Origin of the sequence: Geoglobus acetivorans (assembly GCF_039641995.1) — an archaeon.
Classification (GTDB): domain Archaea; phylum Halobacteriota; class Archaeoglobi; order Archaeoglobales; family Archaeoglobaceae; genus Geoglobus; species Geoglobus acetivorans.
In genome coordinates, this window is record NZ_CP087714.1 from 1180863 (window position 1) to 1198235 (window position 17373).

Genomic DNA, 17373 nt, shown 5'->3' on the forward strand with positions numbered 1-17373 from the left:
AACTGGCGTCTTTATGGCGTCTTTATGGCGTCTTTGGCATCATTATGACGACTTAATTTATATTCAGTTCCTCTGCCTGTTGTGCCTATTTGTCTAAAAATACCTACAGATACAAGATGTGACAAATCTCTCGTGGCAGTCCTTTCAGATACTTTACATAACTCCCGGTACTCCTTATTCGTTATCCTTCCCCTCTCCTTTACGTACATCACCGCCTTAATCTGTCTCTCATTCAGGCCGAGTTTTCTCAAATGCTCTTCTGTGTAAATGTCCTTGTAAAACACCACTGAAAAACCACCCATCTCCTCTTTAAAATCTGGCTCAGGCAGTCCCTGTTCCTTGCACAGCTCCACAATCCTCTTTGTCCCGCTCCCCCACTTTTCAATAAGTCCTGCAAAGTAGAAAACTGTTGCTAACAGCCTGTTGCGTGGAATTGAGGGGTGTTCTCTTTTTAGCATATCGACTGTCAGACCCTCGGGGAGTTTTCCCGGATTCCAGAACCAGATTCTATCATCGTAAATTTTTATCTGAATATCACCGGGCTCCAGATAATCCCTGTGGATAAGCGCATTTATAACCGCCTCTCTCAGAGCAGGAAGGGGATAGTCCCATACATCTCTTCTCTCAACCCCCTCGATCTCAAACCTCACACTTATATGCTTTTTTATTGCATCCATCAGACCATCAACCTGCTCAAAAAGATTCCCTCTAACGTCAACCGTATCAGTAATATCGGTGGAAGTCCTGAATCTGCCTGCGCGAGCCCCGGCGTTTATTATGTATTTTTGAGGGTTTTTGCCAAACAACAAAACCCCTGCGTTTGTAAGTTTTCCATCCTTTAAAAGTTCAAGGTTTTGCAGTATCTTTTCAATAGAGTCCTCGTCAGATATTTCCGGGAGCCTTTCCTTTGCAAGTTTTTTAAATTTCTGCACCGTTTTTTCATCTATTTCGTCAATTCCGGCTTCAGATGGTATAGCGTCCCATGTGAGGTTCTGTTTTTTCAGAATAAACCTGATGAGTTCATTTCCATTAATTTCCTGAACTGTTGAGCCTGTTCGGAGGTAAAACTTTCCATTGTAAGAGATGGGAACATCTGATGGATGGACTTCTATTTTTATGACCTCTTTTCCCCTTATCTTTTCGAGACTGACCGAAGCTAAAATGCCCAGTTTATTTTTTATCTTGTTGGGCAGGTCTTCAAGAAGTTTTTTCAGGTCTTTTACCTCTACGGGATTTCCATCGTCATCCACACCTACAAACATCATGCCACCATCTGCGTTGGCAAAGGCACACAGAGTTTTGAGATATTCATCATCCCACTTTCTTTTAAATTCGACATCTCTGTTCTCTTTAAGTCCCTCAGCCATAGTACCCCAGCCTCGCCAGAAATTCGTCCAGTTTTCTTACTTCCTCGTCCCTTTCAGTCCTTAACTGAGTTACTGGAACAGAATATTTGTCCCAGAGCTTCTCAAAAATCCTTATCAGCTCTTTCTTCTCGGCGTTGAGGTATTTTTCCAGCTGCTTCACAATAACATCGTGGAATTTTTCGAGAATCAGCTCCTTTGCATCCTCTTCCGACAGGTTTTCCCTCTTTGCATCAACTTTGCCTTTCTTGACCTTGACGGGCTGTTTTGTCAGCCTGCCAGTCGTGTACTTTCCCCTCAGCTCCTCAATTTTTTTGTTAAGACTTTTCTTCAGCTGACTGAGCTGTTTGTTCTTTCTATCAATGTTCGTGAGCAACTCCTGAAGCTTTCTGATTTCCTTAACAGCCGACTCGCTTTCATACCTTTTCAAATCGTTTATCTGCTCTCTCAGGTATTTGATTGCCTTATTTGGGGTTTTCTTTCCGTTGTCTTCTTCGTCCCACTCCTCTATTTCTTCAAGAAGCTCGTTAAGCTCTCCCTCAACCTCTGCGATTTTTGCCTCAAGCTCCTCTATCTGCTCCAGATCTGTTTGGAAATATTTCCTTTCTATTCTTTCGTCTTCAATAATTCTCTTGCTCCACCCAGAAGCCACAACAGTCTTGAAATCATACTTGAGCTCCTCCCACCAGTTTACAAAGACTCCCGCAACCTTGAACTCATCCAGGACACCAAGGGGTAGAAGTTTTTGCTTGAGGCTCTCAAGAGCTTTGTTTCTGAATTCCCATAGGTTATTGTTTCCCGGGAAGTTTTCTATATCCTCCACAACCTGGGTCCACCACTCTTCAAGTTTCTGGAAATGCTCTTCAAATTTCTCTTTAACACCTTCGTGAGATTCTAATAACTCCTTAATTTCACTCTTCTCTTTGATACTTTCTCTGAATGCGAAATATTCCTCATCAAGTTCAGTAAAAAAGACCTCCTCATCCACCCCAAACTTCTCCATCTGCTTTCTGTAGAGGTTTATCTCTCTCCTGGGAACTCCACCAACCAGATGAGCCCTGACATCCTCTATTTCAGGGTCTGGAGAGCTGTCAACGTATCTCCTTATGTTCAGATTGTAATCGTTCTCCTCTATCTCTTTAATATCAACAAGTCTTGAGTACTTGGGTATCTCCATCTTTTTCTCGAAAACTGTTACGATCTTCTCAATGTCCTCAGGTCTCAGATAGTTCTGATTCCTGCCCTCTCCGTATTCCCTCTCTGCGTTTATGAAAAAGATCTTGTTCTTCAAATGCTCAGGCTTATTTTTGTTTATAACAATGATGCAGGCCGGAATCCCAGTGTTGTAGAAGAGCTTTGGAGGCAGACCAATTATGGCTTCTATTAGATCATCTTTTACGATCCCCTCTCTGATGATCTTTTCCTGCCCACCCCTGAAAAGAACTCCGTGGGGCATAACCGTCACCAGTATTCCGTTATCGTTGAGGCTGGCAATCATGTGCTGCAGGAACATCAGGTCAGCTTTCTTTCCGTTTTCTGGAGTGAAGCCGTATTTGAATCTCTCCGGAAATTCCATGTTTGCAGTGGTGTAATTCTGAGAGAATGGAGGATTGGCCAGAACCCTGTCAAACCTCTTGATGTAGCCATTCTCGCGAAACATTGGGGTTGTAAGCGTATCTTCGTTTTCTATGTGAGCATCGGGGATGTCGTGCAGGATCATGTTCATCTTGCATATGGACCAGGTAACACCGTTTAGCTCCTGACCGTAAAGTGCAAGGTTTTTCGGATTTTGCCCCTGCTCTTCGACGTATTGCCTTGCCTCAATTAAAAACCCGCCTGAACCACATGTTGGGTCATATACGCTCATCCCTTCATGTGGCTTAATTAACCTCACCATCAGAGTTTTCACATGGGGCGGAGTGTAGAACTCTCCACCTTTCTTTCCTGCGGAGTCTGCAAACTCCTTTAAAAGATATTCATAAGCTGCACCCAGCAAATCAGGAAACTCAAAATCCTCATTTCTAAGTCTGTACTTGTTGAAATGGTGGATTAAATCGATGAGCTGCTGATCTTTCAGCCTCGTTTTACCCTTCACTGCGTTAAAGTCAATGTGTTTTAACACCCCATCCAGTTCTGGATTTGCCTCTTCTAAAGCAGCAAGAGCCTTGTTCAGCTGATTTCCAACATCTTCTTTCAAATTCAGAATGTTTTCCCACCTTGCTCTTTCTGGAACAAAAAATGTATCCCCGTACGTAGTGGGGTCTTCAAGAAGCTCTTCTATTTCTTCTTCTGTGAATCCCTGTTTTTCAAATCTTTCTCTCAATTCTTCTCTTTTAGCCTCAAATACGTCGTTAACACGTTTTAAGAATAACATGCCAAAAATGTATTCTTTGTATTCTGAGGCATCCATCTTGCCCCTCAGAATGTCTGCAGCCTTAAAGAGATGTGTTTCCAATTGTTTAAGAGTTATTTTCCCATTGTTCATTCTGATACCTCCATTTTGCCTTTAATGTATTGAATTATTATCTTTTTTGTTTCGTTTAACTTTGGATAATACTTCTTGATTTATTACTTCTTGTCTAAATAAAGTAGAGCATTCCCACTTTGAGCAACTCCCTGTCAAGTTCCCAGTCTTTTCTTATTGCTTCAACGAACTTATCTGCATAGTGGACGGGAGCGAGCTTTACATCAGGGAGTTTGTCTCAGAAAACGAGTTCATTTACTCATACCACTGGTAGGACAGGAATGGAAATCTGATAATAAGATGGGATAATGCTCCTCATCACAAAAACATCAGAACATTCCCGCATCACAAACACACACCAGAAGTTGAAGAATCTGAAGAAATAGGACTTCAGGATGTTATCAGAGTTATTGAAAACAGAATCGGTGAAAAATAAACGTTCAAAGCTCACTCATCCTAGTTGAGTGTAAATTCAAAATTTTCAAAAGCTCTTCAACACTCTCAATAACAAAATCCGCACTTCCTCTTTTCTCCTCAAAGAAATTCCTGTCCCCATAGCTTGCATAAACGGTAACCATGCCCAGCCTCTTTCCCGCTTCAATGTCTCTCCTCAGACTGTCTCCAACAATAACCGCCTCCTCCGCTTTAACTCCGAGCCTGTTGAGAGCAAGAATAATCGAGTCTGGCTCCGGCTTCCTCTTCCCTGTCATGTCTGAGGATACAACAACATCAAAATAGTGCAGAATTCCGGCCTTCTTGAGCCTGCCAACTGCATGGCCGTTCATTGCGTCGGTAACAACGGCCAGCTTCAGTCCCATTTTTTTCAGCCTTTCGAGAGTCTCTCCAACACCCGGATACGGCTCAATGCTTTCCAGCTTCACCCTCTCGTATATCTCGCAGCATTCACCGAACTTCTCCTCGCAGTAAACTCCCCTGTCTTTCATGTAATCCGCTATGTTTCTCACATCCTCGAAACCGTGAACTCCCCTCAGAAAGTAGTTCAGCAGCTCATGCTCATCCTCGTTCAGACCGAGACACTCTATCACAGCCCTGCATGCCTTCAGCTTCGCCTCAACAAAATCCAGCAGCGTGTTGTCCAGGTCGAAGATCAAGGCCCTAATTCTCGATGCCAAGTCTCATCAACCTCCTGCAGATGCGGAGATGTCTGCTGAAATCCTCATACAGTCGATTATCAAGGAACCTCAGCTTCAACTCGTCATGGCCCTTCTTCCCCCTGAACTCCCCGAAAACGACCACACTGTTGAGCCTCACAACTCCAAACACACTTGCGAGACTGTATATCAGGCCAATCAGGGATCTGCAGCTGCAATAATCGGCATCGACCGCATGGGGTATGGTGAAGTGGAAGTACTCTATGCCTTCGGCCTCGCATATATCTGCCATCTGCCTGTCTGCTGTCAGCAGTACAGGCATCGCACCTCTTTCCCTCTCAAACCTCCTGAGAGTTCTGACGATTACGTAGTCGTTTGCCTCCCTGTCGTCAGTGGATCTCTCCGCGCCTTCGATCTCTATCGCGAGCTTTCTCAGCTCCCTGTACTCCTTCATCGCAATGTATGCTGCAAGCCTCGACTTCTTCATCCTCCTGTTCAGAAATTCGTCCAGAAGGAAATTCTGATATCTGGCCAGTCTCTTCAGCTCTGAAATCAAAGCCGGAGTGTACTTCATGTTGAGAGATGCTTCGATTTCCTCTCTTGCCGTCTCAACGAGAAGTATTTCCTCAGGTTTGAAGAGAGATGAAGAAGAGAAGAATCGGTGATAGATGACGTTTGTGTCGGGGCAGAAATACACTCTCTTCTTCAAACTGCGATAGTGGTTGAGCATGTTTTTAAGTTCTTCAGCGTTTTCGTAGGAGATTACCCCACTTGCGAGCAGACATTCTGCAAAATCGCTGTAGGAAGGCATTTCATCTGCAAGGTGGTCGAAATGGCTCTGCTGATTGTCAAAATCAATCCTGCCCTGCATGATCTTCAGCTTGTAGGATTCGCCATGCTTTACAGCTTCAAGGAGCTGGAAGCGGGAGTATAGGGGATACATGACGCTAATATCATCCACAAGGTTCAGGAGGATCTGAAGTTCATCCGAGCTTATAATTTCCTCGCTATAATTTGCCATCGTTAATCCCCCTTCACAGCCTCCGCTTCCCGAATGAAATCTCTCAGGCTCTGATTTGCCATCGGGATCATCATGTATGGCTTGCTTTCGAGCCTCTTAACTGCAAGATAGAAGACGTGATCCATTTTGTGCTTGACAGCCGGTATCAGCGCAGCGGCAACCAGAGCCTTCCTCCCCGCCGTAATGTCTATGGCTATGCTGCAACCCTCCTCCTTCAGCCTGCGTATAAGTTCGCTAATCATTCTGCCAGCACTAACAAAATCTGCTTCGGGAACAAGGTGGGTCTGAATCTCTGGAGAGATTCCAAACTCCTTGCTCAGAATTCTCATCCCTTCAGCGGCTTTTTCAAGCTCGTCTGCAAATACGTTCTCAGAGAAGATGTGGAGGGTATCTGGAAAATACTCTTTCTTCATCAGGACTGCGTAGTATGTGTTGATCAGCGCCCATGTGGAGCGGCCAAGGATTGTGATGTAGGCTCTTTTCATCGTGGTTTCACCTGTTAAGTTGAGTTATGGTATAATACTTAAACTTTTTGTTCAACTAATTACTCACAGCCCCCGATCCTTCAAGTGGTTTACCATCATCACAGACACCTAAATGTTGTCAATAAGCACTATACCTTCCTTTTTGCATGCCCTTTCGAAATCACTGTCAAACGAAATCAGATATTTTATTCCATAAAACCTGCAGGTGGCAAGAATCAGAGCATCGTTTGGCAGCAGGCCATATTTCTTCACAAACCTGTACGCCAGATTCCTGATTTCCCTATTGATTTCCAGCTCTTCAAAAATTTCGAAGAGCATGAAGAGTTCCTCAAGTTCATCTTCTTTCTCAACAATCAGTTCTGGATTGTTCTTCAGTTCGTAGCTCTTTTTCCCAGTAATCGCCTTCAAATCCCCCATTCCTCGTCTACCTCTTCGAGCATTTTCTCAAGGTTTTTGCCCTTGAATTTTCCGTGAAGCTTTTTCAAATTGTATTCAAGCATGATTTCTCTCTCAATCCTCTCAACTACTCTGTCCAAATCCACCTGCTTCAATATTTCATCTGGGATTTTGAGCTTGACAGTTATCTCGCTCATACATGTCACCTTCAGAGATTGTTCTTGTACAACCTATTTAAGGGTTCTCTGCCCTTGAATTCAGAAAGCCTTCAATCCGGGTTTTTACGAGTGTCATCCTGACATTTATCCATACTCTTTGTTTAAGTCGAAAGTTCTGCAACTCATATCCCGAAATTTTGCAGAATAATCCGTTCAGGCTCTCTTTTAATTTTTCGAGGTTATTTTCGACAGTGCCCTTTGGTAATACTTAAACTTTTTGTTCAACTTTTATCACTTCTACTCCCAGACTTTCAGCATCTTTCCTCAGCCTTTTATCGTAAGTGGCGAGCTTTCCGTATTTCTCTGCCACAGCGAGAATCACCATATCGTTGAACCTTGCTGAGCTCTTCGTCAGCTCAAGAGCCCTCCTTGTAAAGCTGCCATTATCACCGACAATTCTGCTCCTCTGGCTGTCGATGATGCTCTTCACAACCCTCTCAATATCTTCGCTGCTGTATCCTTCTTCCCTGAAAAACCAGTACAGCTCATAGATAACGATACTGGGAATGATCCACCTATCCAGCGAAGCAAGGAAGTCCCTTGCCTGCCGGTGAAATTCTGAATCCTGCAGAACAGCGTAGATGAACACGTTTGTGTCTATCACCATGCTGTCACCTTAATGTAACTCTTCATTCCTCTCTCATGCCCTTCCTGATGTTCTCCTCAATTTTCTCTACTGTAAGACCTTTTCCACCCTTTAGAACCGGAAGCTCAAGCCTCTCCTTCCTCAATACGATTTTGCTGCCCTCAATGTCGAAGATGAGGATATCTCCGACATTTATACCGAGTTGTTCTCTAATTTCCTTAGGGATAGTAATCTGATAATTTCTAGTAACCTTGGTTGCAGGCATAGTAGATTGTTTGTAATTACTATGCTTAAGCTTTACGCCTTAGTTGGTTGTTCAATCTTTTTATCTTTTTACAAGTATTTTTAAGTGGAACAGTGCAAAAATTAAAATGGTGTCGCAAATGCCGGAAATAGATACTGCCCTCGTGAACCGGAGACTTGCAGAGATAAAATTGCTCGCTGACGAGCTGAAGGAAATACTTGACATGGGATTGGAAAAGTTTCTATCCGATTCGTACGTAAGAGATGCGGCGAAATACAAGCTCCTTGTTGCAATCGAAGCCGCAATATCTATCTGCAATCACATTGCCGTAAGGGTTGCTAAAGAGGTTCCGGGGAGCTATTCTGAGTGCTTCATAATTCTCGGAAGAAGTGGGGTAATCTCTGAAGAGCTGGCGAAGAAGCTGGCTGAAATGGCAAAGTTCAGAAACATGCTTGTTCATGTCTACTGGAAAATTGACGACCGAAAGGTCTATGAGATAATCGGAAGGGATTTATCTGATCTAGACAGATTCATTGATGAGGTGAGGGCGTATCTTGGACAGGGATGACATAAAAAATAGAATCAAAAATATCCTGAAGGGCAGAGAAGAGGTTATATTCGCATACCTGCACGGTAGTTTTGGCGAAGCCCACTTCAGAGATGTCGATGTAGCAGTTTTTGTGGATGAGGGTAAAGTGAAGGACTTTATCCAGTATGAGGTCGAGCTGTCAATCGAAATTGAGAAATCTGTAAAACTTCCTGTTGATGTCAGAGTCCTGAACTCTGCCCCCCTCAGCTTCAAGTACCGGGCGATCAGGGGAGAGCTTCTGCTCAGCAGGGACGATGAGCTGAGATTCAGGTTTATGGAGGAAGTAATACGAGAATATCTGGATTTCAAGCCGGTCGAAGAGAGGATGATCAGAGAGATACTGAGTATGTGATCTAACTCAGGCCAACTGCATTTTTCAATCTTTCTTTAAAGTCAGTGGACAGCCTGCCGTTTTCGAATACATTTTCAAGCGATATGGTTCGAACATGCAAATTGATCCCCCCAGATTGGTTTTATCATTCATCAGGCCGAGCTTCAAGTTTTGTTCGAGTCAGTTTCCGAAGGAAATCTTCGTAATTCTGAGTCCTGTTACATCCTCATTAGACATCTGAAGTCCTCTTTCTGTAGCAATCTTCTCCAATAAGTCAACCTGATATTTGTGGCATGTGAAGAAGATTACTTGGTATTTGGCCGATAAATCTATAAGCAGCTTTAGCCCATTTTCAAGTCTCTGTGGATCATAGTTTGCAAATATATCATCTATTATCAAGGGAAGAGATTCGTAATTTCTGGTTAGCATTTCTGCAATGGTAACTTTGAGTATGAAATAAATCTGATCAATTGCACCTCTGCTAAGATAGTCACACTTTGCAAATATTTTGTGTTCTGGGTCCCTAACATTTACATCTAAGTCATCGTCAACGCGTATATCGCTATACTTGCCTGTAACCATCTTTACCACAGGAGAAATTCTTTCGTTCAACACTCTGACAAAGTCCTTTGTAAAATCTCGTTCTGCTTCAATTAGTGTTTTTTTGGCAATTTCTAAAGCATCCCTACACATCTCTAACTCGTTTACTTTTTCTTTCACCTCTGCAATTGCCTCTTCGATCTCTTGGATGGGCTTGTAACTCTTTTCAAGGATTTCTATCCTCCCTTCATTTATCTTAATCTGCTCTCTTAATTGAACTATTCTCTCCCTTACTTCTTTGAGATTTGCTTTAATTTCTTCCTTGCTTAATCTAATATATGTACGGTCTCCTTTAACACGCTCGATCTCTTGTTTGAGTTCTTCTAGTTCATTCTTATAGTCTTCGAGGCTCTTATCCCCAAGAAGAGCGGACCTCTTAGCTTTCAGCTTGTTCAATTCTGAGATCTCATTGCTAGCTTTGGCGTACTCATCATACGCTCTTTTTAGATCATCAAAAGACTCTACAGAGTATTTGCTGAGTATTCTCGATAATTCGTCCTCAGTTTTTCTTAGATTGTTTTTAACTCTCTCAACCTCTTCTTCCAATCTTGTAATCTGTCCCCTTATACTTTCGAGGGATTTTTTAGCTTCCAAAACGGATTTCAGGTCTTTGATTGCCATGTCTATTGAGGATGTGATTTTCTCAATTCTTTCATTTATTTTCGATTCGTCCTCTGAATCATCAAACTCTAACCCGATTTTGGAGAAGATATCTTTTACAGCTTCAATGTGCAATCTGATTTTGTCTTTAACACGCTCGATCTCTTGTTTGAGTTCTTCTAGTTCATTCTTATAGTCTTCGAGGCTCTTATCCCCAAGAAGAGCGGACCTCTTAGCTTTCAGCTTGTTCAATTCTGAGATCTCATTGCTAGCTTTGGCGTACTCATCATACGCTCTTTTTAGATCATCAAAAGACTCTACAGAGTATTTGCTGAGTATTCTCGATAATTCGTCCTCAGTTTTTCTTAGATTGTTTTTAACTCTCTCAACCTCTTCTTCCAATCTTGTAATCTGTCCCCTTATACTTTCGAGGGATTTTTTAGCTTCCAAAACGGATTTCAGGTCTTTGATTGCCATGTCTATTGAGGATGTGATTTTCTCAATTCTTTCATTTATTTTCGATTCGTCCTCTGAATCATCAAACTCTAACCCGATTTTGGAGAAGATATCTTTTACAGCTTCAATGTGCAATCTGATTTTGTCTATGGTCTCGTCTCGTCTTTTTTGCAATCTCTCTACATCCTGGTTTATTAAATCGAGTTTTCCAGATATTGACTTGAACTTTCTGTATTTTTCTAGAAATTCTTCTTTGCTTGCTACACCAAATCTATGGAGTAACTCTTTAGATTTATCCTGTAAACTCATGGATTCCAATTCCTTTCGTAATTTACTTACCTCTTTCCTCAGATTATCAATTTCTTCAGCTTTTGGCGCGCCTTTAAGATAAAGCAAAGCTGCAATTACGAGTAATCCGCCTATCAGAACCATTATTGTTGGTGCTCCAAGTACTGGAGAAATTCCCATTAAAGTGCCCAAAACTGACAGGATTAGTGAATTTCTCCTTTTTAAGTATCTACTTCTCTCTAATAACTCAATTTGCAACTTGTTTGCCTCAATTTTCTCTTTTTTAGCCTGCGCCCATTCTTCATAATATTGTTCTCTAGTTTTGCTCTCCAATAGTTCATTCACTTCTTCTTCACTTACAGTCTTAAATCTTGACAGTTCGGAAAGAGTTTTAGACAATTCTTCTTTATCTTTCGATAATGCTTTAATCTGATCTTCAATCGATTCAAGTGAGCTTTTTTCGATTTGCAATTCTTTGTAAGTTTCCTCTAATTTCTCAATAAATTCGCTAACTTTGTCAGCATATACTGGCAAGGTACTCTCTAGTTTCCTCATTTGCACTTGATACTCGCCTAATTCCGCTTTAAGTTTCCTCAACTGTTCAGATAGTTCAGCTCGTTTAGCATTCAAAGCAACAGCAGCCTGAAAATCTTCTTTATCTATCTCCAAAATCTCTTTTTCACGTAAGATATGCATGAGCTCATCAATTTCTTTCTGGGTTTCTTCGACTGCTTTTATTTTCTCCTCCAAGTCATTTTTACTGACGACTAGTTTAATCGATTCAAGTGAGCTTTTTTCGATTTGCAATTCTTTGTAAGTTTCCTCTAATTTCTCAATAAATTCGCTAACTTTGTCAGCATATACTGGCAAGGTACTCTCTAGTTTCCTCATTTGCACTTGATACTCGCCTAATTCCGCTTTAAGTTTCCTCAACTGTTCAGATAGTTCAGCTCGTTTAGCATTCAAAGCAACAGCAGCCTGAAAATCTTCTTTATCTATCTCCAAAATCTCTTTTTCACGTAAGATATGCATGAGCTCATCAATTTCTTTCTGGGTTTCTTCGACTGCTTTTATTTTCTCCTCCAAGTCATTTTTACTGACGACTAGTTCAGCATATTCCAAATTTCTTTTCGTTTCAGTTAATTGAGTAAGCTCCAATCTTAAATTCTGCAACTCTTCTAGTTTCTCTAAAATTTCTTTAAATGTTTTTTTCGATTTCTCTAATTCATCTCCAAGCTCCTTAAGTTTATTGGCATATGATCCAAGCGGTTTTGATAGAGCATGGCGTGTACCTATTTTATTCAGTGCGTTTTCGAGTTTCTCTACTGCAAATTTAGACGATATATCCTCAGAACCAGTACTTACGATAGCTTGTATTCTGTCTTTAAGACTTTCTCTATTGGATAGGGAATCCACCATGTTTTGGCATATGAAAACTGTATCCTTGAAAATGGTCTTATCCACTCCCAAAAGCTCTTCTGCAAAGTTGGAGTCTCCATTTCGTGTCCGGCTAAATTTATTGGTAATATCATTGCCAAATTCGTCATAAACATTGACTGTTTTTTTGCCAAAATCGCGCACGACTTCATAAATCCCGCCATTATCCAGCCTAAAGCGGATTGTCCCTCCCCATCTTTCCCCATTCCAGGGTTTTTTGAGAAGGACCTCATTCTCATATCTCTTCTGTTTTATGTCATGTCTGAGAGGTCCATAAACCATCGCTATTATGAAATTCTGTAAAGTGGATTTACCAGCCTCATTCTCACCATAAATGACATTTAAGGAGGGGGAGAACTCCAGTTCTAAATCGTTAAGTTTACCATGTGCCCACACATGCAATTTTTCGATAATCATAGAATTTGCACCTCTTTTTTGTCGCTGTCAAAAGCTTCGAGCCCATAATACAGGGCTTTCATCCAAACCTCCTCTTTTTCGGGATTTTGCTCAATTTTACTGAGTATTCTTCTTACAAATTCACCTCTGAGAGTATTTTCTTGGGATATGGCTTGAATATCATAGGCAGGATTGGTTTCGTTCTCAACGATAGCGTGATAGAATTGTTTTTTAGCTGCAGCCTCTATTTCTTCTAATCGTAGTTCCACTGATGGGCTAATTTCCCCTTTAAGAATGATTTTCACGATATTGCGCTCATTAATTCCACTTTGTTTTATCTTGGATATTATGTCTGCAGAACAAGTTGCTGATGAACAATCTATTTCGAGTATTTCGTAGTTTCTGATTCCTGTTGGAACCTTTTCCAGCTTCACAGTATTACTGGAAATTTTTACGAGTAATGCATTTCTTTCACCAATCTCATCAAAGTTTAATGGCTCAAGTGTTCCAGGGTAAACTGCTCTGACTTCACCATCAATTTCTATTTCTGCATATTTATGGTAGTGGCCAAGGGCAAGATAGTTCAAATTAGAATTTTTCAAATCTCCATCAGTAAATGGCAAACACATTTTACTGGATTCAGGGAGCAACATGGAGTATGGGCTGTAAGAACCATGCATAATTCCTATAGTGGGCGTGTCGGTTTCAACTCTGAGTTTGGCTAAGTGATTGGTAGTATCGTTGTCCCATACGTTTGCGATTCCATATACTAGATATTGTTCATTCAATTCTATTTCTTCAAAAAAATTTTTGGAAAAAATATATACGTTTTCTGGCCACTTGATCAGAGAATACAGCGAGTTTTTGGTGTAGGGGTCATGGTTTCCGGGTGTAATGAAAATAGGGATATCTAAAGACTCAAAGCATTTTTTGATGAAATATCCAAGGTCCCTTGTTGCGTACTTTGCCTCATACAAATCTCCCGCTATAAGTATTGCGTCAACGTCAAAATCTTCAGCATTATTTAAAATCTCTTCAAAAGACTGTTTTAACTCCAATCTTCTTTCGTATCCTTTTGGTCCTAAGAATCTAAATGGTGCTTCAAGATGTATATCGGAAATATGTAACAGTTTTATCAAGCTATCACCTCAAGTTTATTTATAGACGCTCATTGAGGTTTGTGCTAGTATTTAAATTTAATTTCTCCAATTGTTCATAATCAGCGTAATATCTCAAAATAATTTTGCTACACTCCATACAATCTTCTCTCGCTAAATTCAAACACTGTTTCGTGGTCAATTTTATCAGAAAAATTCTGATATGGTGTTTCAAGTGTATACTCAGACCCCCACTCTCCCACCATCTCTAAACACAACCACACTCTCAAAGTTTTCCGCAAACCACTCATGGTTTGTGGTATGCACCGGAATGATCACATCCGGATCAATCTGCTCGATTATCCACCTCAGATCCTCTTTTGAGGCATGCCCTGAGGCGTGGTAGCCCTTTATGAACTCAGGAGCCAGTTTTCCATCTTTCAGCACCATCCTGAAGCCGTAGACCCTCAGATTGAATTCTCTCAGCCAGTTGTACAGTCTGAGAAAGTCGAACTCCTGTTCTTCGCTGAACGCCTCGCTCGAAGAGTAGATGTACGCTCCACCATCCGGCTTTATGTCGAGCAGATGCTTCATGTCGTGGAATGAAAAGCAGAGAATGTAGTTCTCTGGATTTTTCGAAATCTCTGCTGGATCGACGAACTTTTCACCCCACCTCTTCATGATGGTTTCCGTTTCCCATTTGGCTCTTGACCTGTCTTTAATTTCGTAATAAATTCGAGCATCTTCCAGCCTGCAAACTCCATCAGCACACTCGATGGCATGAAGCATGTAGGCGTCTTTTGCAGTTACAACAAGCTCTCTCCCAGTTTTTCGTGCAATTTTCAGAAAAGTTTCAAGCCTTTCAAAATTTCTCGGTGAGAAATCAGCTATTACGATCCCTTTCGACTCTTCAACAGCCCTGAGACAGTTCTCAAATACTGTTTTTTCAGATTCATTCTCGTCATCTCTCGAAGTTCTTGTCCCTTCTGTAATCAGAACCCGCGCATCCCTGCTATTTTTGACGAACTCCCTTGTTTTGGCAGCGTTTCTGCCGTGAAGCCTGAGATCTCCGGTATACGATACTGCCACATCCCCGTAGATGATGTATGCATTGGCCCCGTAGATTGAGTGATCAACCTCAAAAGCCCTGACCTCGAACGGTAGTGCGGTGTCAGATATGTGGGTCACTTCTCCATCCACAATACCTTTTGTCCCGGGTCTGCTTGAGACGAACTCCATGAGATCATCAGAAAATTCAGAAGTGCACACGAATTTCCGTCCCACATAATTGCCGCTTTTGGATTTGAGGTACCTTCCATTCTCCTGAGGCGCTCTGGGAGAGAAGTACGCTATCTCCGATCCAATCTTTGCTTGTGAGGAATCCCTCAATGCCTTGAGGATGGCAACCGATATTGGTGAGGAGACTATGGCGATGTTCTCGCTGAGCAGGCCGATGTTCCCGCAGTGGTCCATGTGGGCATGGCTCAAAAGAACTGCCCCGACATTGAGCTTAGGGTATGATGAAGTGTCCAGATCGGATGGTATCAGGTCCTTTCTGTAAACATTTATCTTCGGAATCAGGTCGAGGTGAATGAGGTCGTGAATGCCCCTTCCGCTCCTCTCTGTCAGAAATTCCTGGAAATACTGGCTGTATTTCGCAAAGTTCATGCCGAAGTCCAGAAAAACTCCCCTGCCGTCTTCTTCAACGTAGATCTTGTTCCCGCCGATTGTTGTCGCACCATCGTAAACTGTTATTTTCATTCTTCTACCTCCTCAAGCTTGGCAATTGTAGAATAATACCCTTTTAGACTGGCTATGGATTGCTGGACTTTTGACAAGTTACTGTAGGCGTTGCTAACGTGTCTTGAGAGCGTTTCAAATCTAGAATCAACATCATTGATGTAGCTGCCAAGCACATTTATTTTATTCTGGATTTCGTCAGCTCTCTTTGAGATCTCTTCAGCCTTTATTCTGGCAGAGATTAGAGAAAGGTAGGCTGGAAGCACTGAAGGAGATGTCAGAATTACTCCTGCCTTGGATGCCTCAACTGCAATGTCTGGAGATTCAGAGACGAGGTGGTGGAATATCGCATCAGATGGAACGAACATGAAAGCAAAGTCAAGAGTGCTTTCTTTCCCCACGTACTTCTTCCTGATCTCCTCAATGTGATTTTTCACGTCTTTTATGAAATCTCTCCAGTACTTCTCCTTCTCAGATTCGCTATTCGCCTCACTGTACTTCCTGAAGTTCTCAAGCGGGAATTTTGAGTCTATGCAGAGATACCTGCCATCTTCTACAAGAATGCATGCGTCCGGAATACCAACTCCAATATTTTTCTGAAACTGAATGCGAGAAGCTGGAAAGATGTCCTTCAGCAAGCTTTCGAGCTGGAGCTCGCCAAATTTTGCCCTCGCATGCTTCACCTGAAACATTGTTTTCAGGTCGGAGGTTATCGCCTTGAGATCTGCAGAAGCTTCACTCAGCTTTCCAAGATCCTCCTGAATTCCCAGCTCTTTCAGGGAGGTTGCAAAGGCACCCTTTATCACTTCTGAATTCTTTGTTATGGCCGATGCAAAGAGACTTTCGAAAACTCCTGCCGAGTTCTGGAACGTTTTTGCAACAGCACCTTCAACCCATTCTGGCAAACTTCTGTTCAAATCTTCGAATTTCCTGCTGACCTCCTCGATCCTGCTTTCAGCATTCCTCTGCTTGAGGATCACATACCCCAGAACTGCAAGAACGGTGATCGGCAGCAATATGTCGTAGAATTCCGCGACCTGCATTTCACCACCTGAGGTTGATTGATTTGATATTACTTAAACTTTTTGTTCAAGTTTAAAAATGCATGGATCGAAAACGAGTTCGATGTATGATGAACACTGAAAGGATTCACGGAGATACAAATTGGAGGATAAAACATGCAGTTTCGATGCAGAAAACACTAATCTCAGTTTAGAGCTGCAGTTATCGCCTTTCCGAGTTCCGTAAGCATTATCTTCACGTTTCTGCCATGCTTCTCTCTCTTGACAAACCCTGCCCTTTCAAGCTTTGAGAGGTGGTGGCTCAGCCTGCTCCTCTCACTCTGGAACTCTCTGCTTCCCCTGTCAATTTCTGGATTGAGCTTTATTACCAGCTCATCGAGGGAAGATACACCGTCTCCTATGGCTTTCAAAATCTCCATCTGCTCCTTTCCGGGAAAGCTTACCGGTAGGATGGGCAGTTCCACGATCTCCTCTATTCCTTCTTCCTCATCGTTTTCACCGTATTTCGGAATTGAGGAGAACACCCTTGAATTCGTGATGCTCGCGGCAATGTATGCTGCAATTGCGAAAGTTCTGAGAGAGCCCGAGACGTTGAACACAACCTCATTACCATTCTCCCGCTCTCTCTCTGCCACCTCCACAAGCTCGAGAACAGCGTTCATGATGTTTTTCTTGTCAATCTCCACAATCTCGACGTCAAATATTGTTTTGAGCTCATCTGCAATTTCCCGGGCAACTCTTCTGGCCTTCCTCTCACCACTCGTGTCAGGCTTTCCAACTGCGAGAATGATTCTGGTGACGGGCAGTTCCCTGAGGGCGCGGATGGATTCGATAATCCTTTCCCTTGTGTGTCCGATGAACGTGATCTGGGTTACGGGCATATTGATTGATAGGATCAGTAATACTTAAATTTTGCGTTCAAGCTAA

At 42.2% G+C, this 17373-nt stretch carries 17 protein-coding genes; 3 read left to right on the forward strand and 14 right to left on the reverse strand.

The window, feature by feature from the left end; genetic code table 11:
* Nucleotides 1-11 precede the first annotated feature (11 nt).
* Together LPQ35_RS06995 and LPQ35_RS07000 are read right to left on the reverse strand one after the other, a co-directional pair.
* A complete protein-coding gene (locus tag LPQ35_RS06995; RefSeq protein ID WP_193808155.1) occupies nt 12-1367 on the reverse strand; it encodes an ATP-binding protein in 1356 nt (451 codons plus the stop codon).
* Nucleotides 1360-3849 (reverse strand): type I restriction-modification system subunit M, encoded by a 2490-nt coding sequence (locus LPQ35_RS07000; protein ID WP_193808156.1) that lies wholly within the window; start codon nt 3847-3849, stop codon nt 1360-1362. The genes LPQ35_RS06995 and LPQ35_RS07000 overlap by 8 nt, the downstream gene beginning before the upstream one ends.
* A 307-nt stretch (nt 3850-4156) precedes the next feature.
* Between LPQ35_RS07000 and LPQ35_RS07005 the strand changes: the two genes are divergently transcribed.
* Nucleotides 4157-4264, forward strand: coding sequence for a toxin-antitoxin system TumE family protein (locus LPQ35_RS07005; RefSeq protein ID WP_346297724.1), 108 nt, complete (start codon nt 4157-4159; stop codon nt 4262-4264).
* 4 nt (nt 4265-4268) lie between these two features.
* Here the strand turns inward: LPQ35_RS07005 and LPQ35_RS07010 are convergent, their stop codons facing one another.
* The 7 genes from LPQ35_RS07010 to LPQ35_RS07040 form a co-directional block, all read right to left on the reverse strand.
* Nucleotides 4269-4961 (reverse strand): HAD-IA family hydrolase, encoded by a 693-nt coding sequence (locus tag LPQ35_RS07010; protein WP_193808157.1) that lies wholly within the window; start codon nt 4959-4961, stop codon nt 4269-4271.
* Complete coding sequence (locus LPQ35_RS07015) at nt 4945-5961, reverse strand: PIN domain-containing protein (protein WP_193808158.1); 1017 nt, start codon at nt 5959-5961, stop codon at nt 4945-4947. The genes LPQ35_RS07010 and LPQ35_RS07015 overlap by 17 nt, the downstream gene beginning before the upstream one ends.
* 2 nt (nt 5962-5963) lie before the next feature.
* A complete protein-coding gene (locus tag LPQ35_RS07020; RefSeq protein WP_193808159.1) occupies nt 5964-6446 on the reverse strand; it encodes a hypothetical protein in 483 nt (160 codons plus the stop codon).
* 108 nt (nt 6447-6554) lie between these two features.
* Nucleotides 6555-6863: a PIN domain-containing protein gene (locus LPQ35_RS07025; RefSeq protein WP_193808160.1), complete on the reverse strand. Its 309-nt coding sequence runs from the start codon at nt 6861-6863 to the stop codon at nt 6555-6557.
* Nucleotides 6851-7039 (reverse strand): hypothetical protein, encoded by a 189-nt coding sequence (locus LPQ35_RS07030; RefSeq protein WP_193808161.1) that lies wholly within the window; start codon nt 7037-7039, stop codon nt 6851-6853. The genes LPQ35_RS07025 and LPQ35_RS07030 overlap by 13 nt, the downstream gene beginning before the upstream one ends.
* Before the next feature lie 229 nt (nt 7040-7268).
* On the reverse strand, nt 7269-7667 hold the full coding sequence (locus tag LPQ35_RS07035) for a PIN domain-containing protein (RefSeq protein WP_193808162.1): 399 nt from the start codon (nt 7665-7667) through the stop codon (nt 7269-7271).
* 22 nt (nt 7668-7689) lie between these two features.
* Nucleotides 7690-7911, reverse strand: a complete 222-nt coding sequence (locus LPQ35_RS07040) for an AbrB/MazE/SpoVT family DNA-binding domain-containing protein (protein ID WP_193808163.1) — start codon at nt 7909-7911, stop codon at nt 7690-7692.
* A 106-nt stretch (nt 7912-8017) separates the two neighbouring features.
* On the opposite strand from LPQ35_RS07040, the gene hepT reads away from it, so the two are divergent.
* Complete coding sequence (gene hepT / locus LPQ35_RS07045; RefSeq protein WP_346297602.1) at nt 8018-8458, forward strand: type VII toxin-antitoxin system HepT family RNase toxin; 441 nt, start codon at nt 8018-8020, stop codon at nt 8456-8458.
* The gene (locus LPQ35_RS07050; RefSeq protein ID WP_193808164.1) at nt 8445-8831 is read left to right on the forward strand and encodes a nucleotidyltransferase domain-containing protein; all 387 of its coding nucleotides are present in this window, start codon (nt 8445-8447) and stop codon (nt 8829-8831) included. Before hepT ends, LPQ35_RS07050 begins: the two co-directional genes overlap by 14 nt.
* Nucleotides 8832-8990: 159 nt before the next feature.
* Here the strand turns inward: LPQ35_RS07050 and LPQ35_RS07055 are convergent, their stop codons facing one another.
* The 5 genes from LPQ35_RS07055 to LPQ35_RS07075 all read right to left on the reverse strand — a co-directional run bounded on the left by LPQ35_RS07055 (nt 8991) and on the right by LPQ35_RS07075 (nt 17327).
* Nucleotides 8991-12608: an AAA family ATPase gene (locus tag LPQ35_RS07055; RefSeq protein ID WP_193808165.1), complete on the reverse strand. Its 3618-nt coding sequence runs from the start codon at nt 12606-12608 to the stop codon at nt 8991-8993.
* Nucleotides 12605-13726, reverse strand: a complete 1122-nt coding sequence (locus LPQ35_RS07060; RefSeq protein ID WP_193808166.1) for a metallophosphoesterase — start codon at nt 13724-13726, stop codon at nt 12605-12607. Before LPQ35_RS07060 ends, LPQ35_RS07055 begins: the two co-directional genes overlap by 4 nt.
* Before the next feature lie 201 nt (nt 13727-13927).
* The gene (locus tag LPQ35_RS07065) at nt 13928-15445 is read right to left on the reverse strand and encodes an MBL fold metallo-hydrolase RNA specificity domain-containing protein (RefSeq protein ID WP_193808167.1); all 1518 of its coding nucleotides are present in this window, start codon (nt 15443-15445) and stop codon (nt 13928-13930) included.
* Nucleotides 15442-16467, reverse strand: a complete 1026-nt coding sequence (locus LPQ35_RS07070; protein ID WP_193808168.1) for a DNA recombination protein RmuC — start codon at nt 16465-16467, stop codon at nt 15442-15444. The genes LPQ35_RS07065 and LPQ35_RS07070 overlap by 4 nt, the downstream gene beginning before the upstream one ends.
* A gap of 164 nt (nt 16468-16631) precedes the next feature.
* Nucleotides 16632-17327: a DUF6293 family protein gene (locus tag LPQ35_RS07075; protein WP_193808169.1), complete on the reverse strand. Its 696-nt coding sequence runs from the start codon at nt 17325-17327 to the stop codon at nt 16632-16634.
* Nucleotides 17328-17373 lie beyond the last annotated feature (46 nt).